This window comes from Dyella sp. 2YAF14 (assembly GCF_052114725.1).
Lineage (GTDB): Bacteria > Pseudomonadota > Gammaproteobacteria > Xanthomonadales > Rhodanobacteraceae > Dyella.
Map to the genome: position 1 here is coordinate 1 of NZ_JBFRFH010000013.1, position 23,289 is coordinate 23,289.

Annotated in this window: 21 protein-coding genes and 1 riboswitch; of the genes, 3 read left to right on the forward strand and 18 right to left on the reverse strand. The window is 64.2% G+C overall.

The genetic code is table 11. From position 1 onward, the window contains the following. Positions 1-569: 569 nt before the first annotated feature. The 4 genes from AB4Y82_RS16580 to AB4Y82_RS16595 form a co-directional block, all read right to left on the reverse strand. Positions 570-1,574, reverse strand: a complete 1,005-nt coding sequence (locus AB4Y82_RS16580) for a ribonucleotide-diphosphate reductase subunit beta (protein WP_046972461.1) — start codon at positions 1,572-1,574, stop codon at positions 570-572. A 22-nt stretch (positions 1,575-1,596) separates the two neighbouring features. Next, entirely contained in the window at positions 1,597-1,824 is a 228-nt protein-coding gene (locus AB4Y82_RS16585) for a hypothetical protein (protein WP_441605357.1), read from the reverse strand. A gap of 12 nt (positions 1,825-1,836) precedes the next feature. Further along, positions 1,837-4,323: a ribonucleoside-diphosphate reductase subunit alpha gene (locus AB4Y82_RS16590; protein ID WP_441605358.1), complete on the reverse strand. Its 2,487-nt coding sequence runs from the start codon at positions 4,321-4,323 to the stop codon at positions 1,837-1,839. Positions 4,324-4,473: 150 nt separating this feature from the next. Then, a riboswitch (cobalamin riboswitch) is annotated at positions 4,474-4,688 on the reverse strand. Between the two features lie 163 nt (positions 4,689-4,851). Next, the gene (locus AB4Y82_RS16595) at positions 4,852-5,724 is read right to left on the reverse strand and encodes a type 1 glutamine amidotransferase domain-containing protein (protein ID WP_441605359.1); all 873 of its coding nucleotides are present in this window, start codon (positions 5,722-5,724) and stop codon (positions 4,852-4,854) included. 127 nt (positions 5,725-5,851) lie between these two features. Here AB4Y82_RS16595 and AB4Y82_RS16600 point away from each other — a divergent pair, with 127 nt between their 5' ends. Further along, positions 5,852-7,105: a cation:proton antiporter gene (locus AB4Y82_RS16600; protein ID WP_441605360.1), complete on the forward strand. Its 1,254-nt coding sequence runs from the start codon at positions 5,852-5,854 to the stop codon at positions 7,103-7,105. 60 nt (positions 7,106-7,165) lie between these two features. Here AB4Y82_RS16600 and AB4Y82_RS16605 read toward each other — a convergent pair whose 3' ends face one another. The 7 genes from AB4Y82_RS16605 to AB4Y82_RS16635 all read right to left on the reverse strand — a co-directional run bounded on the left by AB4Y82_RS16605 (position 7,166) and on the right by AB4Y82_RS16635 (position 13,529). Then, complete coding sequence (locus AB4Y82_RS16605) at positions 7,166-8,011, reverse strand: energy transducer TonB (protein WP_441605361.1); 846 nt, start codon at positions 8,009-8,011, stop codon at positions 7,166-7,168. A gap of 152 nt (positions 8,012-8,163) precedes the next feature. Next, positions 8,164-10,236 carry a M13 family metallopeptidase gene (locus AB4Y82_RS16610; protein WP_441605362.1) on the reverse strand — a complete coding sequence of 691 codons (2,073 nt, stop codon included), beginning with the start codon at positions 10,234-10,236 and terminating at the stop codon, positions 8,164-8,166. A 134-nt stretch (positions 10,237-10,370) separates the two neighbouring features. Continuing rightward, positions 10,371-10,721 (reverse strand): hypothetical protein, encoded by a 351-nt coding sequence (locus tag AB4Y82_RS16615; RefSeq protein ID WP_441605363.1) that lies wholly within the window; start codon positions 10,719-10,721, stop codon positions 10,371-10,373. 308 nt (positions 10,722-11,029) lie between these two features. Next, a complete protein-coding gene (locus tag AB4Y82_RS16620; RefSeq protein ID WP_441605364.1) occupies positions 11,030-11,389 on the reverse strand; it encodes a hypothetical protein in 360 nt (119 codons plus the stop codon). Between the two features lie 247 nt (positions 11,390-11,636). Beyond that, positions 11,637-12,167, reverse strand: a complete 531-nt coding sequence (locus AB4Y82_RS16625) for an SRPBCC family protein (RefSeq protein WP_441605365.1) — start codon at positions 12,165-12,167, stop codon at positions 11,637-11,639. 37 nt (positions 12,168-12,204) lie between these two features. Then, on the reverse strand, positions 12,205-12,879 hold the full coding sequence (locus AB4Y82_RS16630) for a glutathione S-transferase family protein (RefSeq protein WP_441605366.1): 675 nt from the start codon (positions 12,877-12,879) through the stop codon (positions 12,205-12,207). Between the two features lie 14 nt (positions 12,880-12,893). After that, the gene (locus AB4Y82_RS16635; RefSeq protein ID WP_441611489.1) at positions 12,894-13,529 is read right to left on the reverse strand and encodes a YceI family protein; all 636 of its coding nucleotides are present in this window, start codon (positions 13,527-13,529) and stop codon (positions 12,894-12,896) included. A 165-nt stretch (positions 13,530-13,694) separates the two neighbouring features. Here AB4Y82_RS16635 and AB4Y82_RS16640 point away from each other — a divergent pair, with 165 nt between their 5' ends. Then, positions 13,695-13,991, forward strand: coding sequence for a hypothetical protein (locus AB4Y82_RS16640; protein WP_441605368.1), 297 nt, complete (start codon positions 13,695-13,697; stop codon positions 13,989-13,991). Between the two features lie 21 nt (positions 13,992-14,012). On the opposite strand, the gene AB4Y82_RS16645 is transcribed toward AB4Y82_RS16640, so the two are convergent. Both AB4Y82_RS16645 and AB4Y82_RS16650 read right to left on the reverse strand, forming a co-directional pair. Beyond that, on the reverse strand, positions 14,013-14,999 hold the full coding sequence (locus tag AB4Y82_RS16645; protein ID WP_441605369.1) for an NAD-dependent epimerase/dehydratase family protein: 987 nt from the start codon (positions 14,997-14,999) through the stop codon (positions 14,013-14,015). Positions 15,000-15,080: 81 nt separating this feature from the next. Further along, a complete protein-coding gene (locus tag AB4Y82_RS16650) occupies positions 15,081-15,713 on the reverse strand; it encodes a flavin reductase family protein (protein ID WP_441605370.1) in 633 nt (210 codons plus the stop codon). 89 nt (positions 15,714-15,802) lie between these two features. Between AB4Y82_RS16650 and AB4Y82_RS16655 the strand changes: the two genes are divergently transcribed. Further along, positions 15,803-16,507 carry an ArsR/SmtB family transcription factor gene (locus AB4Y82_RS16655; RefSeq protein ID WP_441605371.1) on the forward strand — a complete coding sequence of 235 codons (705 nt, stop codon included), beginning with the start codon at positions 15,803-15,805 and terminating at the stop codon, positions 16,505-16,507. A gap of 146 nt (positions 16,508-16,653) precedes the next feature. On the opposite strand, the gene AB4Y82_RS16660 is transcribed toward AB4Y82_RS16655, so the two are convergent. The 5 genes from AB4Y82_RS16660 to AB4Y82_RS16680 all read right to left on the reverse strand — a co-directional run bounded on the left by AB4Y82_RS16660 (position 16,654) and on the right by AB4Y82_RS16680 (position 22,947). Beyond that, a complete protein-coding gene (locus AB4Y82_RS16660; protein WP_441605372.1) occupies positions 16,654-17,565 on the reverse strand; it encodes a DUF2167 domain-containing protein in 912 nt (303 codons plus the stop codon). Between the two features lie 123 nt (positions 17,566-17,688). Next, positions 17,689-19,071, reverse strand: a complete 1,383-nt coding sequence (locus AB4Y82_RS16665; protein ID WP_441605373.1) for a M28 family metallopeptidase — start codon at positions 19,069-19,071, stop codon at positions 17,689-17,691. A gap of 116 nt (positions 19,072-19,187) precedes the next feature. Continuing rightward, complete coding sequence (locus AB4Y82_RS16670; protein WP_441605374.1) at positions 19,188-19,955, reverse strand: glutaminyl-peptide cyclotransferase; 768 nt, start codon at positions 19,953-19,955, stop codon at positions 19,188-19,190. 55 nt (positions 19,956-20,010) lie between these two features. Continuing rightward, a complete protein-coding gene (dbpA, locus tag AB4Y82_RS16675) occupies positions 20,011-21,402 on the reverse strand; it encodes an ATP-dependent RNA helicase DbpA (RefSeq protein WP_441605375.1) in 1,392 nt (463 codons plus the stop codon). 105 nt (positions 21,403-21,507) lie between these two features. Further along, positions 21,508-22,947 (reverse strand): sugar porter family MFS transporter, encoded by a 1,440-nt coding sequence (locus AB4Y82_RS16680; protein ID WP_441605376.1) that lies wholly within the window; start codon positions 22,945-22,947, stop codon positions 21,508-21,510. Between the last annotated feature and the right edge of the window lie 342 nt (positions 22,948-23,289).

Consider the following 23,289-nt stretch of genomic DNA (forward strand, 5'->3'; position numbering starts at 1 on the left):
CGCACCCTGTGCGCGACAAACCTACGGAGCGGTACACCCAGGCGTGGCTGTCGCGCACAGGGTGCGCTCCCACAGACAAGCGGCAGGCGCGGCAAAGGACGGAGCGATGCCCAAAGCCGATGCGCAGCGAGGCCCCGCTTTAAGTCCTCAGCGATTCGGGCGCGTTGCGCAGCGCTTTGAGGTACCCCCTGTGTACCCTCGGAGGTTGTCCCACAACCACGCGCCTCGAGCGCTCGGGCTTATCCCAACACCATGCTGCGGGCGTTATCAGGCCATTCTCTTTGGGTTACTTTCGACGCGAAGCTAGTCCCGAGGGATCTCTTGGGCCAGCAAGAGAAAAGTGACTCGAGCGGCGGCAGCCGTTCGAAACGCCCGCCGCGTAGGCGGCACCCTGGCCTCAAGGCGGCAACCGAAGACCGAGGCCCTGAATGACCATCCATGAGGCTGTTGAAAAGCGCCTCCGGCCTGCGCCGGGATGACGAACAAAAAGCAGGTCTCGCCGAGACAACAAGCGAGATCCAAATTTCAACCTACGCGAGCTGAAACGTAAACCGCAAACCCGCCGCCCATCAAAACGCCATGTCAAACGCCACATCCCCCTGCACACCCACCTGATACGCCGACACACGACGCTCAAAGAAGTTGGTCACTTCCTGCACATCCTGCAGATCCATGAAGTCGAACGGATTCTTCGAGCCGTACTTCTTGGGCATATCCAGCTGCACGAGGCGCTGGTCGGCGCAGTACTCCAGGTACTGGCGCATTTCCTTCGGCGAAAGACCGGCCACGCCGCCGGACAGTACGTCTTCAGCGAACTGCGTTTCGCAGGCGATGGCTTCTTCGAGCATGGCCTCGACCTGCGCACGCATCTCTTCGTCGAACAGCTCGGGCTCTTCGGAGCGCACCGTGCGTACCACGTCAAACGCAAACGCCATATGGCCAGACTCGTCGCGGAACACCCAGTTGGTGCCCGAGGCAAGGCCATGCAGCAGGCCGCGCGAACGCAGGAAGTAGACGTAGGCAAACGCGGCGTAGAAGAACAGGCCCTCAATGCACGCCGCAAAACAGATCAGGTTGAGCAGGAACTGGCGGCGATGCTCACGGGTCTCCAGACGCTGCAGGCCCTGGATGGAGTCGATCCACTTGAAGCAGAACTCGCCCTTCTGGCGGATCGACGGGATGTTCTCGATCGCGTCAAACGCCTTGTTGCGCTCGGTCGGGTCCGGAATATAGGTGTCGAGCAGGGTGAGGTAGAACTGCACATGCAGTGCTTCCTCATACAGCTGGCGCGACAGATACATGCGCGCTTCGGGCGCATTGATGTGCTGGTAAAGGTTGAGCACCAGGTTGTTCGACACGATGGTGTCGCCGGTGGCGAAGAACGCGACCAGGCGATGGATCAGGTGACGATCCGCATCGGACATCTTGGATTTGAGATCGGTCACGTCCAGCGAGAAATCCACTTCCTCCACCGTCCACGTGTTCTTGATCGCGTTGCGATACATCTCGTAGAACTCGGGGTAGCGCATCGGGCGCAAGGTGAGTTCAAAGCCTGGATCAAGAATGTTCGACATGGTGTTCCTCGGTGCGTGCTGCTCAATCCAGCTTGCGCGCGTAGCGGTCGCGCACGAAGCGGCTGATATAGGTGGACAGGCCAAGGCCTGCCTCGGCGAGCGCCTGCATGTTCTTCACATGCAGGCGCCCGGGTGTTGCGTCGGTGTATTCGTAGAGTCCGTCCTTGACGAAACGAACCCGGATGTAGCCCTTGCCAGCTTCGTAGCTGGCGACCCCGGATTTGCCGCTGAGGTTCCGGTAGGGCTTCATCGTGGCGCCTTCTTACTGACAGGCCTCGCAGTACTCCGGATTCTCCAGCGAGCAGAACACTGCCGCCGTCGCCTCTTCCTGCTCCTCGACCGGTGCGGGCTTCGCCACCGGCGCGGCCGACACCGTGGTCTTGGTGATCTTGGTGGCCGGACGCGAGCGCAGGTAGTAGGTGGTCTTGATGCCGGATTTCCATGCGTACATGTACATGGAGCTGAGCTGGCCGATGTTCGGGTTTTCCATGAACAGGTTCAGCGACTGGCTCTGGTCGATGTACGCACCGCGGGCGGCGCCCAGATCGATCAGTGCCTTCTGCGGCAGCTCCCACACCGTGCGATAAATCAGGCGCAGGCGTTCCGGAATGGCGGCGATGCCCTGGATCGAGCCTTCCGCCAGCTTGATGGCGTCGCGGATTTCGCTGGTCCACAGGCCCAGCGTCTTCAGCTCTTCCACCAGGTAGCGGTTCACCACCAGGAAGTCGCCCGAAAGCGTCTCGCGCTTGAACAGGTTGCTCACCTGCGGCTCGATGCACTCGTAGCAGCCGGCAATCGAAGCGATGGTCGCGGTCGGCGCAATGGCGATCAGCAACGAATTGCGCAAGCCCTTGGCCTTGATCGACTCGCGCAACGCATCCCAGCGTGCCACATCGTTCGGCTGCGCATTGGTCCAGTAGTCGAACTGCAGCTCGCCATTGGCCGCGCGGGTTTCCGCAAAGCCAGGATGCGCGCCGTGCTCCATCGCCAGCTCGTTCGACTGCGACAGCGCGTTGAAGTAGATCTCTTCCGCGATGCGCGTCGAAAGCGCCAGCGCTTCGGCTGAATCGAACGCCAGGCGCAGCTTGAAGAACACGTCCTGCAAGCCCATCACGCCCAGGCCCACCGGACGCCACTTGTTGTTGGCGACCTTGGCGGTGTCGATCGGGTAGAAGTTCAGGTCGATCACGCGATCGAGCTGACGCACAGCCGTACGCACCGTGCCGGCGAGCTTGTCGAAATCGAACTGACCGTCCACCACGTGGCGCGACAGGTTCACCGAGCCCAGGTTGCACACCGCCGTTTCGTCGGCATTGGTGACTTCCAGGATTTCGGTGCACAGGTTCGACAGGTGGATGACGTTTTCCGCCTTCGCCGTCTGGTTGCTGGTGGCGTTGCTGCGATCCTTGAAGGTCATCCAGCCATTGCCGGTCTGCGCCAGCGTGCGCAGCATGCGGGCGTACAGCTCGCGCGCCTTCACCGTCTTCACGGCCAGGCCGGCGGCTTCGGCTTCGCGATAAGCCTTCTCGAAGGTCTCGCCCCAGCTGTCGACGAAGTGCGGCACCACCTTGGGATCGAACAGCGACCAGTCGCCGTCGTTCTCCACGCGGCGCATGAATTCGTCGGGAATCCAGTTGGCCAGGTTGAGGTTGTGCGTACGGCGCGCGTCGTCGCCCGTGTTGTCGCGCAACTCGAGGAATTCCTCGATGTCGCCGTGCCACGGCTCCAGGTACACGCAGGCCGCGCCCTTGCGCTTGCCGCCCTGATTCACCGCGGCGACGGAGGCGTCCAGCGTCTTCAGCCACGGCACCAGGCCGTTGGAATGGCCGTTGGTGCCCTTGATCAGCGAGCCGCGCGAACGCACGCGCGAGTAGGCCAGGCCAATGCCGCCGGCGAACTTGCTGAGCTTGGCCACGTCGCCGTACTTCTCGTAGATGGATTCAAGCGAATCCAGCGGCGAGTCGAGCAGGAAGCACGAGCTGAGCTGCTCATGCGCCGTACCTGCATTGAACAGCGTCGGCGAGCTGGCGATGTATTCCAGCGAGGAGAGCAGGCGATACAACTCCAGCGTCTCGCCGATCTCGTTGCCGCCGAGCGCGCAGGCGATGCGCATGAAGAAATGCTGCGGCGTTTCGATCACCTTGCGCAGCTGCGGATGGCGCAGCAGGTAGCGGTCGTACACTGTGCGCAGGCCGAAGTATTCGAAGCGGCGCGTGGCGAGCGGGTCGATCGCGTCGTTGAGCTTGCGCGCATTGATCTGCACGAAGTCGCGCAGGCGTTCGTTGAGGATGCCCAGTTCCGCGCCGCGCGCGATGGACTGCGAGAAGCTCTGGATTTCCTGGCCGCTCACTTCCTTGTCGATGAAGGCGCCCAGCAGGCGCGCGGCGAGCTGGCCGTATTCGGGTTCTTCGGCGGTGAGCGCAGCGGCCGTGCGGATCGATAGCTGATCCAGCTCCTGCGTGGTGGCGCCGTCATACAGGCCGCCGATGGTCTTGAGCGCCACGCGCATGGGATCGACCCCATGCAGGCCTTCGCTGCTGCGGGTGACGGCGCGGACGATCTTGTTCACGTCCACCACTTCCTGGCGGCCGCTGCGCTTGGTCACGCGCATCTGGCCGGGGTTGTGCGGCGGGGTCAGCGCGAACGGCGCGTCCGTGCGCGGCGCGTCGGCCACGGCGGTGTCGGTGGAAAAAGCAGGGTCGGCACGATCGTCTGCACGTTCGCGCCCGGTGGTATCGATAGGTTGCATCGCGACTTCGCTCCAAGCTTGGTCATCAACCGCCTGCTCCCGCGCGCAGGGCTGAAAAAAGGTGACGTTTCGCGGACGGTCGAGCAGCAGGGCAGCCGCCCCGCGCATCGACGCGCTTCCCCGCGGAAGCCGTCACTACGCACCAGGGCGTTGGGCCCTGATGTGCCGGCAGGTCTTCGGACTCGTGGACGTGGGCGGTGAGGCCCGGCCTAGTTGCCCCCGCTTCCCAGCCGCCGAGGGCCAGTGCGATGGGGGCTTTCGTTTCCACTTACCGCTGCGGGGCAGTCCCGGATTTGCACCGGAGTTCCCTATTAAGCCATTCCGACCGTAGGTCTGAGAGTGGCACCGACGAGGCACAACATATCGGGCTACACCGGGTCGGTCAACCCAACAGATTGTGGATTGACCGTGGATAAGCCCGAAAACTCCAAGATGGGGGCGGAGTTAGGAATTGCTAGGAAATTTTCATAGGGGAGGTCGCTGCGGCGACTCTCGGCCAGTGCAAGTGCCGCCTCTCCCAAAAGCGTCTCAAAGGCGCGTTTCGGCCTGCGTCTCAAGGAGGGCTGCGAATTCACGGGCGAACCGGTGCACGTCGCCCGGCCAGCGGGCCGACACGTAATTGCGATCGCGTACGACGAAGGCGGGCGTGTCGTCCGTGTCGCTGTCGCGTACCAGGCCGGAGGTCTTGCGCTGATGGTCGGTGGCGTCCTGGGGTACGTCGAGGAAATCGTCGGGACTGGCCAACGCACGCGTCACTTCCTGCTGGACGGACATATAACCCGCTGGCTGGCCCGCGCCGTCGGGATAGGTGCGGTAGTAGTCCGGATCCCAGAAGCGCGTGATGCGGGTGAGCGACCACGCGGACTTTTCCAGCGCCCAGGTGAGGGCGGTGGTGCGCCGCCCATGCAGCACGGAGCGACCGTCCGCACCGCGGCTGCGCGCCGCCAGTGCGACGCCATGGCAAATCGCAGCCACCGGTTTGTCTGCGGTGAAGAAGGCAGCCGTCACGCGCTGCAGCTGCTCGCTTTCCAGATACTCGCGAACGCCGCGCGCGCAATGTCCGCCCGGCAGCAGCAAGCCGTCGAAGCGTTCGGCATCGATGGCATCCCAGGCGATCGGGGCGTTGAACGCCACATCCTTCTCAAGCGCCGCGTAATCGCGCCGCGCATCGGCATTGGCGCGCAACAGCAAGCCGAACAAGCGCAGCTTGCGCAAACCGGGCACAAAACCCCAGGGATCCAGCCCTTCCCCACTCAACATGATGGGATCGGCGCTGGCCACCCGGCCATCGGGCGTGGCGAACGTCGCGCGATGTCCCGCTTCGATGAGGACGCGCCAGGGCACCGCGACTTCGCTGGGATCGAAGTCCTGATGCGGAACGGGGATGAGTACGTGGGCCATGCGACGGGCGTCCTTCGATGTGGGCGCATCCTGGCGGATGACGTGATCGACGCATGTTGCGGGTCACCGCACATACAAGGCAAGCTCCGGGCTTGGCCGTTCGGCCCTCTATTTCACCGGGAAATCCATGGGCCATCCGCTGCTGCTCGTCCAACTGCTGGTGATCATCGTGGTGTCGCGGCTTATCGCTGCGCTCGCGAGGCGCATCGGCCAGCCGGCAGTTGTTGGCGAAATGCTGGCAGGTCTCGCGTTGGGCCCGATCGTGTTCGGCGCCATCGCACCGGAGTGGCAGCAGCAGCTGTTTCCCATCGACAGCCTCGGCAACCTGCAGAGCCTCAGCACGCTGGGCCTGGTGTTGTTCATGACGGTGGTGGGTGCGGAGTTGCGCGTGCCGGCCAGTGCGCAGGGTGGTCTGCTGCGACCGGCGGCGTGGATCGGCGGGCTGGCCATCGTGATTCCTGTCGCGCTCGCCTTGCTCGCCGCGCCATGGCTGTATGTGGACTATGCGCCGCCAGGCATCAGTCGACTGGGCTTTACCTTGTTCTTTGCCACCGCGTGTGCGATCACCGCATTGCCCGTGATGGCGCGCATCGTGAAGGAGCGCGGTATCACCGAGTCGCTGCCCGGCCGCCTCGGCATCGCGGCAGCAGCGGTGGCCGACGTGCTGGCCTGGATCATGTTGGCCTTCGTGGTGGCGCTGATCAGCGCACATGGCGACTGGGCGCCGTTCTGGCGCACCATGATCGGCCTGGCCGCCTTGCTCGTGCTGACCTGGTTCGTGCTGCGCCCGTTATGCGCAAAGCTGTTGGCGCGTCACGCGCCGGACGGCAATGCCGACGGCGCGGTGCTGGCCTTCCTGCTGGCCGGCGCCTTCGGTTGCGCAGCCATCACCGAATGGCTGAACCTGCATGCGGTATTCGGTGCGTTCCTGTTCGGCGCCTGCCTGCCGCGCGACGATCGCCTGCTGGAAAACCTGATCGATCGCGTTGAACGCGTCACCATTGCCGCGTTGTTGCCGGTGTTCTTCGTGCTGGCCGGACTGAGCACCAGTTCGAAGCTGCTGACCGGCGGAGCAGGCATCGCCTTGTTGCTCGTGCTCGCTGTTTCGGTGGCCGGCAAATTGATCGGCGGCACAGCTGGCGCACGCCTCTCCGGTCAGAACTGGCGCGACAGCCTTACCATCGGCTCGCTGATGAATGCGCGCGGCATGATGGAGCTCATCGTCATCAAGGTTGGCCTCGATGCGGGCGTGATCAACAGTGCGATGTTCACCATCCTGCTGGTGATGGCGATTGTGACGACGATGATGACGACGCCGATGGTGTCGGCGTTTCATGTCGATGCAGGCGCGCGTTCGGTGGACGAGCCCAGTTCGAGCTGACCGCGCTTAGCGGCGATGCCCAAAGGAACTCCGGCGAGTGGCGTTCCGTGTGTCGATAACTCAGTTGGGCGCTGTCTGTGAAATCAAATGTGTGCCACTTCCCAGCAGATGGATCGAGCCGTCAGGAATGGCATCGGGCGCTTCTGCGACTAGCGCAGAATCCTCAGCCCAGGCGATGTGCTCACGGGGACCCGGCACGTACACGTCCCACTCGCCATACGGCGTCTCCGAGCCGCTGCTCATTATGAAGCCCACGGGTATCCGCGCGTCCCAATAGGGCGCTTGTACCAGGTTGCCCGATGTGGGCAGTTGAAACTTCCAGTATCTCGACGCTTTGATGGCAGCGTGGGCAAGGTCTTCGCGAAATTCGGCCATCCGCGCAGCGCTTGGTACGGAGACGCCGAGATTGACTTGTTCGGCGCTCACATCGGTGACTTTGCCGTCTTGACCGACACGGACGAGGAGATAAACCGTGCCGGAGACGTTGTTGTTGCGAGAAAGCGATGGATAGACGGGCGGCACACGACGTGCCCACGTGATCGTCGCACCTTCCGCCTCGTCCTTGTCGCTGAAATCGGCGCTGGCAACGCGTAACGTCATGTGGCGATCGTCGGCGTTGGTAGCGACGATGCGCAGCGACATTCTTTCCTGAAACGGTGCCGTATGGGCCTCGCCGAGCTCGAATTTCCAGGTCGGCGCGACGCGCTTTATGAGATCCAGGACAGCAGGCGGCAGCTTTTCTGCCTTGTACAGCGCGTAGCTGCCAACCTTTCCGTCAGGAAGAACTTCGACGGTTCCACTCAACAGCATGCTGGCTTCGATGGGATCCTTCGGACTGGTCGCGTGGACCGACGACGCCAGCAGCAACATGGCCGCCACGAAGGCAGCCGAACCCCAACGAGCCATGACGCATTCCCCCTCCCGGAATATGGCCGCAGTCTAGTCATGGCGATCAGGCGCAGCAATGTGCCGCGCCGGGCGGCTTGCCGGCATTCCCGTGGCTTTCTCAAGCCACTGCAGTCAGCCGGCAGAGCTCACATGCTTGTCGTCGGAGACGTTCACCAGATCCGCACCCGCTCCTTCGGATCCAGATACAACGCATCCCCCGGCTGCACGCCAAACGCCTGATACCACCCATCGATGTTGTGCACCGGCCCATTCACGCGGAACTTGCGCGGTGAGTGTGGATCGCTGGTGACCTGGCGGCGGATGGCGTCGTCGGTGAGCTTGCCGCGCCAAGCCTGGGCCCAGCCGATGAAGACGCGCTGGTCGCCAGTAAGACCATCGAGCACGGGTGCGGGTTTGCCGTGCAGTGACGCGTGGTAGGCGTCGAGTGCGAGGGTGAGGCCGCCGAGGTCGGCGATGTTCTCGCCCATGGTGAGGTTGCCGTTGATATGCACGCCGGGCAGCGGTTCGAACGCGTCGTACTGCGCGCCGAGTTTCTTGGCGCGTTCGTCGAAGGCCTTGGCGTCGGCGGGTGTCCACCAGTCGCGCAGCGCGCCGCTGGCGTCGATCTTGCGGCCCTGGTCGTCGAAACCATGGGTGAGTTCGTGGCCGATCACGCCGCCAATGGCGCCGTAGTTGATGGCCGGGTCGGCGTTGGGATCGAAGATCGGCGGTTGCAGGATCGCCGCGGGAAATACGATGTCGCGCAGCGAGCCGTTGTACGCGTCATTGGTCTGCGGCGTCATGCTCCAGTCACTGCGGTCGACCGGCTTGTCCAGGCGATCGACATTGAACGACCAGTCGGCTTGCGCCGCGCGCAATACGTTGCCGGCAAGATCATCGCTGCGCATGGTGACTTTCGAATAGTCGCGCGGATGATCGGGGTAGCCCACCTTGATGGTGTAAGTGTCGAGCTTCTTCAGGGCTTCCTTGCGTGTTGCCGGGCCCATCCAGTCGAGGTGTTCGATGCGCACGCGATAGGCGGCCTTGAGGTTGGCCACCAGCGCTTCGATCTTGGCTTTCGAGGAGGCGGGGAAATACTTGTCGGTATACAGCTGGCCCACGGCCCAGCCCAGATTGCCGAAGCAGGCGAGGCGATCGCCGGCGCCGCAGTCGCCGCCGGATACCGCATGCACGCCGCGCTTCCACAGCACTTCCATCTGCTGCTGGCCGGCGAGGGTCTTGTCGTGCATCTCGAAGTACGCCTGCTGGAAGGGCGTCGAGAGGTAGTACGCCGCGTTGTCGGCAATGCGTGCGGCCTGCCACGCCTGGATGGTGGCGACGGGCGTCTTCGCATACAGCGCCGCGAGCTGGGGAAACGCGGTCTTTTCCATCACCACGAGCTGCTTGCGCTGGTCGAGTTGGGCGGACTTGAGGAAATCATTCCACGCAAAGCCGGGCGCGAGCTTCTGCAGGTCGCTTATGCTCATCGGGTTGTACATCGCCACCGGATCGCGTTGCTCGACCTTGCTGATGCTGGCCTGCGCGATGGCGGTTTCGAAGGCCAGCACATCCTTGGCGGCAGCTTCCGGTTGTGGCCATCCGGCCAGGGTAAGCAGCTGCGTCACGTACGCCTGGTAGGCCGCTTTCTGCTTGGCAAATTCTGGCTTGAGGTAGTAGTCGCGGTCGGGCAGGCCGAGACCTGCCTGCGATACGTAGACGGCGTAGCGATTGGTGTCTTTCAGGTCGACATCGAAATAGATGTTGAACAGTGATCCTTCGAAATCCAGGCCGCTGCGACCCATCAGCGCCGCCTGCGCGTCGCGCGTGGTGGCCTGCTTGACGGCGTCCAGTTGCGGCGCGATTGGCTTGGCGCCCAGCGCATCGACGCGGGCCTGATCCATGAACGATTGATAGAACGCGCCGACCTTGCCTTCGATTGAGGCGCCGTTGGTCTTGTCCCGCGCCGCGGCCTCCATCAGCTCGTGCAGACGCTGCTCAGTGAGGTCGGTCATGGCCAGTCGCAGGCTGACGGCCGGCTTGTCGGCAGGAATCGGCGTGTGATCCAGCCAGGTGCCATTGGCGTAACGGAAGAAGTCGTTGCCGGGCTTGACCGAGGTATCGGCGCCCGCCTGGTCGAAACCCCATGCGCCGTATTGCGGCTTGCCCGTGGCCGTATCGGCCGCGTGAGCCACGCCCAGGCTCAGTGCACATGCGCACGCTGCCGCCAGAATCCTGCTGACCATACGCCACTCCCGCCCCAATGAAGGTCCCGGGATACTGGCACGACGGCGGGGTGCGGCCAGTGCTGGAAGTTGTGGTCCAGCCACGGCCAGGAGCCCGGGCAGGCCGGGCCGCTGGCCTCACTGGCGGCTGGGGATCAGTACCCGTTGCGCTGGGAGTGGATGCGGCCGCTGTCGTTATTGAGCGACCGGTTGAGGTGCTGCTGTTCCGCCGCGGTCAGGTGGCCGCCGTGCTCGGCCATGTCGCGCATTTCGCGGGCGGCGATGTTGGAATCCTGGCGCTCGTCGCGGAAGGCTTGCTGGGCGTTGATCTGGCCATCGGCAATGCCGGCGTCAATGCGATTCTGCTGGTTGGCAAGACGCTGGTTCACCTGGTTGATGCGCCCATGGCCCGGGATATAGATCGGGCTGTCTTGTGCCGAGGCGGCGGCGCTGGCAAAGGCGGCGACCAGGCCGAAGGCGATCAGGCCGTAGCGGATGTGCTTCATGGTGGATTCCTCGCAGGTTCGAAAGTTGGGCGCGTATCGCTTGGGCGACATCGCGGCCTTGTTCGGGATGGCTGATATTTGCCGGTAGAGGGAACCGTGGAGCGGTTGACGGGAGCGGCGGATCTTTCAAGCCATACGTCGTTGAGCTGGCAGGTATAGATTCGCGCCAGCACGCCTGCGGGGTTTGCCAAAAGAACGTCGGGTTTGCCAAAAAGCACGATCGGGCTTCGCGTGGCGCTGCCGGCCCGGTTTCCAAATGCAAACGGCCCGGCAGGGGCCGGGCCGTTGCACTGATCTGACGGAGGCGATCAGCCGCCGGTGCGCTGTTTGTGGATGCGGGTGCTGTCCTTGTTCAGCGACTTGTTGAGGTTCTTCTGTTCCTGCTTGGTGAGATGACCGCCGTGCTCGGCTTCGTCGCGGCTTTCGCGCTGCGCGATATTGGCATCCTGCTTTTCATCGCGGGCGGCCTGCCTGGCATTCATCTGGCCGTCGGCGACGCCGTTCTGGATGCGGTTCTGCTGGTTGTCCAGGCGCTGGTTCACCTCGTTGACGCGCGGATGACCCGGCACATCGGTGGTGCTGGTCTGTGCCATGGCGCCGGCACTGGCGAAGGCGGCGACGAGACCGAGGGCGAGCAGGCTGCAGCGTGACGACAAAACGTTCTTCATGGGCGATGTCCTCGTAGGTCCGACGGTTGGGACAGGCGTCACCGTCCAGAGCGCGAGCTCTCTGCATGGTGGATCGTGTGACCCCTGCAGTCATCCCCAGGAGGGATGACTTAGGCCGGAGAACGAGGGTTCTCCAAGGCGGTTGACGCTCAACACTCGCGCACCGCAAATCGTTCAGCAGCAAGCCGGCTTGCTTAGGCGCGGCGTAAGTTTCGCAGTCGAGTTGCGCGCCTGTTGCAGCGCGCAATCAGGAAGGACGCTCGGCCAGCGCGCGCAAGTTGAGCAGGCCCTCTTCAAAATCCTTGCCGACCATCTTGTCGAAGTTGAAGACCACGCCCATCAACTTGCTCATGAAAGGCGAACGCCCCTGCATGGCCCAGATCACGCGCGTGGCATCACCCTGCGGCTCAAGCACGAATTCGGCCGTGTTGCTGGCCTGGAAGGGCGTAAAGAATTCCAGCTTGATGCGCACGAGCGAGGACGGCGTCGATTCGCTGATCTCCATCCTGCCGCTGCCAATGTTCTTGTTGCCGTTCCAGCCGTAAGTGGCGCCCGGACCCGACGAGGGGCCTTCAAACGTGCGCTGCATGGTGGGGTCCTTCTTCTCGTACGGCGACCACGACTGCCAGCGGTGCAGCTCATTGATGAAGGGAAAGATGCGTTCCGGCGGGGCCTTGATCGATGCGGAGCGTTCGATGCGGAATTGATCGGGCCGCATCGCCGCGATGATCAGCACGACGGCGACAAGCAGCAACACAACGATGAGTGCGATGAGCATGGGGAGCTTCCTTGATGTCGATAGCGAGGGGCGGAAGTCAGGCTTCCGCCGTTTCCATGGGAACCATGTGCATATAGGGCTGTGCTTCATGCAGCACGCGTGCGAATGACGGACGCTGCATCAGCCGCAACAGGTATGCCGCCGTCAGCGGGTGCGCGTCCTCCAGCGGTATCACCAGATTGGCGTAGAACAGCGCGGGCGACGCGGCGCAGTCGGCCATGCTGAAGTGCTGGCCAGCAGCCCACGGACGGCTGCCGTTGTCACGCGCAAATTCCAGTTCGATCAGGTCCAGTGCCGTGCGCAGCTTGTCGCGCGCCTGCGTCACGCCCAGATGGTCGCGCTCGGCCTTGGGGCGCAGGCGGTCGGTGATCACCTTCTGCATCGGCTCGCTCACGTACTGGTCGAAGAAGCGATCGCGGAAGCGCACTTCGCGGGCCTGATCGGCGTCATGGGGAATCAGCGCGGTGGTGCCGGGATAGTGCAGCGCGAGGTACTCGATGATGATGCTCGATTCGGGCACCAGGCAGCCGCGTGCATGGTCGTTGAGCACCGGGAACTTGCCGATCGGCCACAGCTTGTAGAACGCGTCGCGCGCGGACTCGTCCATCAGGTCCACCACGTGCGGATCAAAGGGCGTGTCGTTTTCGTACAGCGCGACCAACACCTTGTGGCAGTACGAGGCCAGCGGATGCATATAGAGCGTGAGTGACATGGTGGCGTCCCGGGTCAGTGGGCAGGCGCGGCGAGGGCAACCTTGCCGGCGCTGCCGTCGTCGATCAGCGCTTCCACCTGGATGCGCAGCACTACCTCCATGCTGAAGCCGTAGGACTTGCCGCTGTCCAGGCCGAACTCGTCGCGCTTGAAGGTGGCATAGGCGTCGGCCCCGCAAAGTTCGCGCTTGTACATCGGATGCGGCATGCACTTGAAGCTCTTGATACTGAGCTCCAGTGGACGCGTCACGCCGTGCAGGGTCAGTGAGCCGTCGACCTTGGTCGGCGCGCCGTTGACGAAACCGGCGAGCTTGCCGCGGTAAGTAGCGGTGGGGTACTTGCTCACGTCGAACAGCTCGTTGCCGCGCGCGGCATCGTTCAACTTGTCCAGGCCGAAATCCACGCTGGCGACGTCTACCGTGATATCCACGCTGCCGTTGCCGGCGGCCTTGTCCAGCGTGACCTTGCCCGAGCTACGGTCGAACTTGCCGCGCCAGGTGGAGAGTCCGCCCATGTGATCGGCCTCGAAGCTGGGGTAGGTGTGCGCCGGATCGATCACATAGGTCGCTGCGGCGGCATGGGCCGCGCCAGCGGCGGTCAGGCATAGCAGGGCGCAGGCAAGGGCGGTGGTGGTGCGATGGGGCAGGGACATCGTCGACTCCTTCGAGGGGGCTGGCGGGCGCCGCTATGGCGCGCTCACCCTTATGACGAACGGGCAGGGCGGATTTCGACACGGCGCCTCGCGGACGGCAGGGGCTCTCGCCGGCCGGCTGCGGTAGGCTGTACGCCGCACCGTCTTCCGCCAAGGGGCCACGCCATGCGCGCGCCAACAGGTTCAGTTGTCGGGTTGTGTTCCGCGTCGGCCACGCTGTGCGCGATGGGGATGGCGTTTCTGGGTTACTGGGGCGTGCACGAGCCGGTGCCATGGCGCGTCGTCGACATCTTCGTGATCGTGTTGGCCTTTGTGGGCTTCGCCTTGCTGGCTTCGGTGCCGTGGATCATCACCACGCCGGTGGTCGACGACAGCGCCGAACGCATCCGTCCCGCGCGCCGCGCCTTCGCCTGTGGGGTGGTCGCCATCTGGCTGGCGGCGGTGCTGGCCATCGTGGGTTGAGCCAGCATCGGCGGATAAGCCTCAGGCGTCGACGGGATACGGACCGTCGCTGAAGCTGTCCGCGTGATAGCCCTTGGAACCGATCAGCCTCGCCAGCGGGCTGCGGATGTCCTCACCCGCTTCGAGACGAGCCACCACAGCAGCGAAATCATGGCGCGGCGCCCAGCCAAGTTCCTCGCGCGCCCGCTGGTTCACGTAGACCCGGTCGATGCCCTGGGCCATGTTCCAGCCGTGTCGTGCATACACGGCGTCGTAACCGGGCACGCGTCGACGCACGATCAGCGGCGCATGCGCGCGCAAGGTGGCCAGATCCTCCGGCAGGAACGGCGTGGTGGCGCTGATGATGTAGCGGCGAAAGCCGAGCGCTGGCGCGCGGCGCGCGGCCAGCAGATGCGCGCTCACCACGTCTTCGATGTCGACGCGGCGGTAGAGGAATTCGTTGGCCTTGAGGTTGCCGTCGGTATAGCGGGCGCGCACCGAGCGGTCGTCGTCTTCTTCGGGAAAGAAGCGCGACGTGCGCAGCACCATGGTCGACAGCCCCTGGTTGCGCGAAAACAGCTGGCACAGGTCTTCGGCCGCCGCCTTGGTGACGCCGTAGATGTTCTTGGGCACGGCGGGCGTGTCTTCGGTCACCCATACCGCCGGCTCGCTGGCCGGCGGCGCCAGCGCGTCGCCGAACACACTGGTGGTGCTGGTGTAGACGAACGATTCCACGCCGGTGGCCACTGCCTCCTCCAGCAGGTTGAGCGTGCCGGTGAGGTTCACGTCGATGAAATCCTGCCGAGTGTGCGTGGCGACATGCGGCTTGTGCAGCGTGGCGGGATGGAACACCGTGGCGCAGCCCGCGATGCAGCGACGCACAAAGGCACGGTCGCAGATCGAACCCAGCCGCTGGGTGTAGGGCCCCTCGACCACATCCAGCCCGATCACTTCGTGGCCGAGCTCAAGCAGGGTGCGCGCCAACGCCTCACCCAGGTGCCCCGAACTGCCTGTGACAAGCATGCGCATAGTGGGCCGCTACCGCGATCGAGCTGAGATGGGAGTTGATCCTAGCATCGGTTTTCACGGCATGAACATCACGTCCAACGCTCAAACTTCCGCTTTAAACGTACGGCCCAGCGGTTTGCCCGGTCCCACGTAATGGCGGAACAGATAGAACAGCGGACGGTAGCGCCGTGGATCCACGTGCTGGGTCCCGGCCACCGTCACATCCTCATGCGCGTGCACATGCAGCGCTTCCAGCTCGATGATCGCGTAGCCGCCGGCGCCATCGCGCCAGGCATCCAGGGGGCGCTCGACCGCAAGCATCACGCGCGCTTCCATTTGCAGCGGGCAGTCCACGATGCGTGGCGGTTTCACCGAAAGGGAAGCCTCGGCGTGCCACCCGCCCAGCGCCATCTTGTCTGCCTCGTGACGATAACCGTTGGCCTGTTTCCACCCGGGCACAGGATCGCGGCCGGTGGTGGGGGCGATGCGCTCCACGCCGCGGTGCATGTCTTCGCTGGCAAAGTTCAGCACGCATTCGCGCTCGCGCCGCAAGTTGGCCAAGCCCTGTCCGCCGCCGGCGAGACCGATCACGATGCGGTCGGCCAGCGCCCAGGCGGACGACATCGGCGTGATATTGGTCGAGCCGTCCTCGTTGCAGGTGGTGATCAGCACGACCGGCGTGCCGAAATAGAGAATGGACGGGTGGATGACTCGGGTATGTGGGTAGCGATGCATGTCCATGAGTTCAGTGTCGTTGCCTATGCCGCTGAACGTTTCGCCGCGCGTCGAAGTGTTCAGCGAAACGGGCGCGCTAGACTGCGCGCATGAACGATGCGATCGCTCCAAGCCGCTACCAGCTGGCCGAGATCGGCGCCCTGCTCGCCGAACCGGCACGCGCCGCCATGTTGCTGGCCTTGATCGACGGGACGGCACGTCCGGCAGGCGAGCTGGCGCGCGCGGCCGGTGTGGGTGCGGCGACGGGAAGCGCGCATCTCAAGCGCCTGCTCGAGGGCGGCCTGCTGGCGGTGCAGGAGCAGGGGCGTCATCGCTATTACCGGCTCGCCGACGATGACGTAGCCGCGCTGATCGAAACGCTGGCCGCGCCGCGCGCGCGACCCGTGTTGCCTGATCCGACCGGCGGCGATCGCCCCTTGCGCATGGCACGCACCTGCTATCGGCATCTTGCGGGACGATTGGGCGTGGGCTTGTGCGATGCCCTGCTGCAGCAGGGTTACCTGCTAGCCGCGAGCGAAGGCATGCGCTTGCAGGACGACGGTGCGCAAGCGCTGGTGCAAGCCGGCCTCGACGCCGCACGCGTGCAAGCCTTGTTGCCACTGTCCGGACGCAGCTGTCTGGACTGGACCGAACGCCGCCTGCACCTGGGCGGCCCACTCGGTGTTTCGCTCACCGACGCCTTGCTGGACGCAGGCTGGTTGCGTCGCCGTGCCGGTAGCCGCGCGTTGCAACCCAGCGATGACGGATTACGCCGCTTGATCGGGCTCGGCGTGCCATGGGAGAGTCGCCGATGAAGGCGCTTCGTTTCGTTGTAGGAGCGCACTTGTGCGCGACCGCAGCGCTGAGGTGCACCGCTCCGTTGGCGGGTCGCGCACAAGTGCGCTCCTACATGGGTAGGTGATCGCTGCGCCCCCTCAGGCAACGCAGCGCCACACCAGCATCAGGCCTGCTTTTTCTTGAAGATCTTGGCGAACAAACCACCGATCGCCGCAATGCCGATCACCACGAACTTCTTCAACGCCAGCAACATGAGGCCGAGCTTCGCGAACAAGCCAGCCTTGGCGGCAATACCGCCCGCCACCAACGCCGCAATGCCATACGCCGCAACCTTGTCCGTGCTCGAGTTGTAATCGGCATAACGTTCGCCGGGATTGAACTCGGCCATCGCCACTACGTCGGGCATGTCGGCACGCACCTGGGCGAGCTGGTCGATCGGTGCAATCGCATTGAGCGAGAGATAGCCCTTGCGGCCGAGCACGCGGATCGCGTAGTTCAGCGACTGTCCGTCGGCGCTGCCGTCGGCCTTCTTGAACTTCAGGTCGCGCGCCCAGTACAGCTTGTGGCTGGCTTCGTCGTAATGCGGCGGTTCGGCCCAGCCGACCAGTTCCACCGCCGGATAGCCTTCCTTGAGGCGCTCTGGATTGCTGTCCTGGGCGGCCTTCTTCAGATCCTTGAGCATGTCGTCATAGTCGATCTTCTCGGCGTCCTTGTCGGACACATAGCCTTCGTCGATAAAGGTGACTACCACCGCCCAGGTTTTCTCATCGAGTACGGCATGCGCATCGCTGCTGGGGATGATCATGCCCAGCACGCTGTTGTCCGGCGGGTTGCCCCAGGCCTGCGTCAGCACGCGCTGCGCATCGGCGGCAGAAAGAAAACTGTAGCCATTGGCCAGCTTGAGCGTGGCCTGTGCGCCCGGTATGGACACCTCACCGGTGGTCGGATGCAGCGAACTGACAAACGCCTCGGCGGACGTCTGATGCCCGCCATCTTCGGGCATGGCCGCGACCGGCGCGGCGAGAACAAAAGCGGCCAGCAAAGCCACTGCCGGCATAAACGTCTTGCGAAGCATGGATTTTCCCCTGGTATCGTCCGTTGATACGCATCCCTCGGGATGCGGTTGCCGCTCCCCCCGGAGCAGCAACCGGCCGATCTTATCGTTTCGCAAGGCTTTGCGCCTTCGGAACAATCCGCTTTAGGGCGACTTCGGAGCAGGCGAGCGCTCGAAGCTGCCGGCATCGCCAGGGAATACCACCGGGCTTTCATAGCCATCGGCCGAGACCGACGAGACGCCGAAGAACCAGTCGTCGATCACCACGTCCTTGATCACCGCCTGGTCGCTGTCGCCGACCACGCGGCTGTACTGCCACTGCGGCGCCGTGGTGTCGCGCCAATGCACGATGTAGCCCGCAGCGCCCGGCACTTTCTTCCAGTGCACGGTGGTGTCGCTGGCCAGCGCGCCCTCGATGCTCACGCCGGAGGGCGGGGCAGGGGCGCGGCTCAGCGCGGCCATGGTCACCGTGTTTAGCGCGGTGACACGGGCGAGATAGCGGAAGTCGACGCCATCGATGGTGTCGCCGTACTTGATGCCCTTCTCGCTGCGCAGATCCTGGTGCTGGCGCGTGTAATCCTCATGACCTTCGGTCACGCGCACACCGGGATAACCGGCCTCCAGGAATGGCACCTGGTCGCCGCCGCGGCTGTAGCGGTCGGTGCGATACACCATGTGCACGCGCAGATCTGGCAGATAGGTGGTTGCCATCTGCTCCATGTAGCGCGCCACGTTGCGCGAGGGCGAATCCACTTCGCCGCCGTGATAGGCGCGGTACTTCGCCTGTTCCGGGGTTTCGTTGGTCTTGGTGCCTTCGGAGAAGATGCGCACCGTGGTGTTGTCGAGCACGCCGTTCAAACCGTGGCTGTTGCCGACGATGTCGTTGTTGAGGTCGGCCTGCACGTTCCAGCCCTGCGCAACGGCGTAGTCGGCCAGCACCTTGCCACCGTAGAGGCCCTGCTCCTCGCCGGAGAGCGCCGCGAATACCAGGGTGGCGTCGTTGTCTTCCTTGGACAGCAACCGCGCCGCTTCCATCAAGGCGGCGACGCCTGAGGCATCGTCGTTCGCGCCGGGGGCATCGGACTTGGCGTTCATCACGTCGGTGACGCGCGAATCGAGATGGCCCGTCATCACGATCACGCGCTTGGGATCGCTTTTGCCGCGCTTGATCGCGACCACATCCATCACTTCGGTGGATTGCGGAATGCGCTTGCCGGTGAACATCTGCGACGGCGTCACCACCTCGATGCAACCGCCGCAGGCCTTGGAGATGTCCTCGAACTGCGACTTCACCCAGCGCCGCGCAGCGCCGATGCCGCGCTTGTCCGACTTGGTGTCCGACAACGTGTGGCGCGTGCCGAAGCTCACCAGCTTGGCAATCGTGGCATGCAGTTCCGCTTCGCTCGGTGCGGTGGACAAGGCTTGCAGCGATGCATGCTGGCTCGGCTGCGCCGGCGCGTCGTCGGCATAGGCGGTAGAGATGGCAAGGCACAGCGCGAAGGGAAGTAGGGTCGGGGCAAGGCGCATCAGGGTCTCCCGGTGATCAGCCCCCGACTTTACATCGCAGATGTGGCCGCGCAGAACCATGCCATTTGGCCCTCCCCGGAGCTCGCCGCATCGTATTGCCGGGCCTTCGCAGGGACTTACGGTTTGACCAGCGTGATCTCGAACAGCTTGGGCCAGCGCTTGCCGGTGACGAACAAGCGATCGTGCTGCTCGTCGTAAGCGATGCCATTGAGCACATCGTTGCCCGGGTCAGGCAGGCGGCTCACATCAAGCAAGCCGCTGAGGTCGATCCAGCCGGTGACATGGCCGGTGGCCGGGTCGATGCGTGCGATGCGGTTGGTCATCCACACGTTGGCGTAGATCTCCCCCCTCACCCATTCCAGCTCATTGAGATTGGTCACCGGCTCGCCGTTGTCGGTGACCATGATGCTGCCGGTGGCGGTGAGCGTATCCGGATCGAGCACGCGCAGCACCGGCGAGCCATCGCTCATATACAGATGCCTGCTGTCGCGCGTGAGCGCCCAGCCTTCGCCGGGATAGCGGAAGGTGCGCTGCTGCCTGAAGCTGGCCAGGTCGTAGACAAAACCAAGCTCGCTCTTCCAGGTGAGCTGGATCAGCTCGTGATTCCAGTCGACGATGCCCTCGCCGAAATACGCATCCGGCACATCATGGCGCTGCAGCACCTTGCCGGTTTCCAGTTCCACTTTGCGCACGGTCGACTCGCCCGCTTCGCCGGTGCTCTCGTACAGATAGCCGTCCTTGTAGAACAAGCCTTCCGTATACGCCGAGGTGTCATGCGGATAGACATGCACCACGCGATAACCGTACACCGGCGTGGCGGCATGAGTGGACGCAGAGCTGACAAGGGCGATCAGGGCGAGCGCGTAGCTGAGCCGGCGTATCATGAAAACGACATCCTTTGCGAAGGGCAGCCTCGCGCGTGGCGGGCAGCGGGTAACCTCAGTGCAGCGAGCGTACCCGGAAGTTCCGCCCCTTGATCTTGCCCGCGCGCAGCCGCTCCAGCGCCTTGTTCGCAAGATCCCGACGGATCGCCACATAGGCACGCGTGGCGAACACGTCGATCTTGCCAATGTCCTTGGCGTCGAGCCCGGCATCGCCGGTCAGTGCGCCGAGGATATCGCCGGGTCGCAGTTTGTCCTGGCGGCCGGCATCGATCACCACCGTCTTCATCGGCGCGAGGTTGAGCTGCTTGCCGCGCGAGGGCGCCACCCGCAGCGGATGCCACGGCAGCGGCTGGCCCAGCTGTTGTTCGATATTGGTTGCCTTGGGGCGTTCGCGCGGCGTCACCAGGGTGATGGCGAGGCCATTCTCACCGGCGCGACCCGTGCGGCCCACGCGATGCGTGTGCGTGTCCGGGTCGTGTGCAATGTCGAAGCTCACCACCAGGGGTAGGGCCACGATATCGAGACCGCGCGCCGCCACGTCAGTGGCCACCAGCACGGCGCAGCTGCGGTTGGCGAACTGCACCAGCACTTCATCACGATCGCGCTGCTCCATGTCGCCGTGCAGTGCGAGCGCCGAGAAACCGCGCTTGTCCAGTTCCTCGGCGACCCCGTCCACGTCCTTGCGCATATTGCAGAACACCAGCGCGTGCTGCGCCTGTTCGTCCCGCAGCGTGCCCTTGGCCAGCAATTGCGCGAGCGCATCGAGTTTCTGCGCCGGCTCCACTTCGTGGAAACGCTGCTCGATGGTGGTCTCCTCGTGCGGCGTCTCCACCGTCACTTCCACCGGATCGCGCTGCAGGCGCTTGCTCACCTGGCGGATTTCCTCGGCATAGGTAGCCGAGAACAGCAGCGTCTGGTGATGCTTGGAGATGCGCCCCACGATGTCGTCGATCGCTTCGGAAAAGCCCATGTCGAGCATGCGATCGGCCTCGTCCAGCACCAGCACCTTGATGCCGCCGCCGTGCAGGCTCGAGCGCTTGAGATGTTCCTGGATACGCCCTGGCGTGCCCACCACGATATGCGGGTCATGCGTCAGCGAGGCGAGCTGCGGGCCCAGCGGCATGCCGCCGCACAGCGTCAGCAACTTCACGTTGGGAATATTGGCCGCCAGTTTGCGGATGGCCTTGCTCACCTGGTCAGCCAGCTCGCGCGTGGGGCAAAGCACCAGCGCCTGCAGCCGGATCGTCTCCACGTCGATCTGCTGCAGCAGGCCCAGCCCGAACGCAGCGGTCTTGCCGCTGCCGGTACGCGCCTGCGCGATCACGTCGCGACCTTCCAGGATCGGCGGCAGACTCTGTGCCTGCACTGGCGTCATCTCGGTGAAACCGAGGGTTTCCACGCTGGCGAGCAGCGCGGGCTTTAAGGGGAGCGTGCGGAAATCAGTCATGCGGGTATTGTCGCATGCCGGTTGGCTGGGCCTTAAAAGGGGTCAGGGGCGAGTAGTGAGGGCGCCAAGACCGCCTGCCCACGCTCGCCCCTCGTCCCTAAATACTCAGCTCTGCATATCTTCCAGCTCGATGCCCTTGGTCTCGCGCACGGCCTTCAGCACGAAGACCAGAGAAATCAGGGCGAATGCGGCGTACAGGCCGTAGGCAAAGGCGAGGCCCATTTCGGCCAGCGACGGGAAGGTACTGGTGATGGCGAAGTTGGCCAGCCACTGGGCGGCGGCGGCCACGGCCAGTGCAATGGCGCGGATCCGGTTGGGGAACATCTCGCCCAGCAGCACCCACACCATCGGGCCCCAGCTGAGGCCGAAGAACACCACGTAAGCGTTGGCGGCAACCAGGGCCACCATGTTCCACGGCGCCGGCAGGCTGAGCGTGGCGCCGCTGCCGGTGGCCTGCGAGAAGCACCACGCCATCGCACCGAGGGTGACGGCCATGCCGGCCGAACCGATCACCAGCAAGGGCTTGCGACCGATGCGATCGACCAGCGCGATGGCGACGAGGGTCACCAGCACGTTCACCACCGAGGTGGCCACCGTGATGGAGAACGAATCGGCTTCGCTGAAGCCCACCGAATGCCACAGGGTGGACGAGTAATAGAAGATGACATTGATGCCCACGAACTGCTGGAACACCGACAGCAGGATGCCAATCCACACCACCGGCAGCAGGCCCAGGCGCGGTCCGCGCAAGTCCTTCAGGGTGGGGCGGTATTCCGAGTGCAGGCTCTGCTGGATGTCCTTCACCTTGGCATCGAGGGCAGCCTCGTTGTGCATGCCCAGCACCTGGCGCAGCACGTCCTTGGCTTCCGCCAGGCGACCCTTGGCCACCAGGTGGCGCGGCGATTCGGGCACGCCGAGCACCAGCGAGCCGTAGATCAATGCAGGCACCACGGCGACCAGGAACATCCAGCGCCACGCGTCCAGGTTGAACCAGAGCTTGTGCGAGGCACCGCCCGCCGTACCGGCCAGCCATGCATCGCTCAGCAGCGCGGCAAAGATGCCAAGCACGATGGCCAGCTGCTGCAACGAACCGAGCCGGCCGCGCACGGCGGCAGGCGAGATTTCCGCGATATAGGTCGGCGCGATCACCGAGGCCACACCGACGCCGATGCCGCCCACCAGGCGCCAGAACACCAACAGGCCAACGCCGTTCACCAAACCTGCGCCCAAGGCGCTCAGAGCCAGCAACACGGCCGCCACCTGCATCGCGCGTACTCGGCCGACGCGGTCTGCGAGCGGGCCGGCGTACCACGCACCAGCAGCAGAACCTAGCAGCGCGCATGACACGGCGAAACCGATGTGGGCTGCATCCAGCCCGAAATTGCCGCGCACGGCGTCGACCGCGCCGTTGATCACGGCGGTATCGAAGCCGAACAGGAAGCCGCCAAGTGCAGCGGCCGCAGCGATCAAGACAACGCGCGCGGTGGCGTGTTGACCAAGGTCACCGACGGAGTTCGTCGACGTCGGTGTGGAATTCAGATTCATTGCCTCTCCCCAATCCAGAGTCCGGCGATTCTGCGCTGGCAGTGCCGGTTTATTGAAGTGAATACGTATGCATCAGAGTGGGCGGGATGTCGAGCTTTGGGGATGTGGAGGGGATGTTGCGGGTGCGTTGGGAGAAGGGTGGGGTTGTTTGTGGGGTGGTGATGGCTGGTGGCGAGGGTGGTGAGTTTTGTGTTGCTTTGCAGCATGATTTTTGCGGCGCGCGTGCGCATGACGCTCGGCGGGAGTTTGAGCCGCTGTGTTGGCTAACTCGTCATCCCGGCGCAGGCCGGGATCCAGAGCCTCGGTGTTTACTTGTCGCGATACGGCGACCTGGCCCGCCTG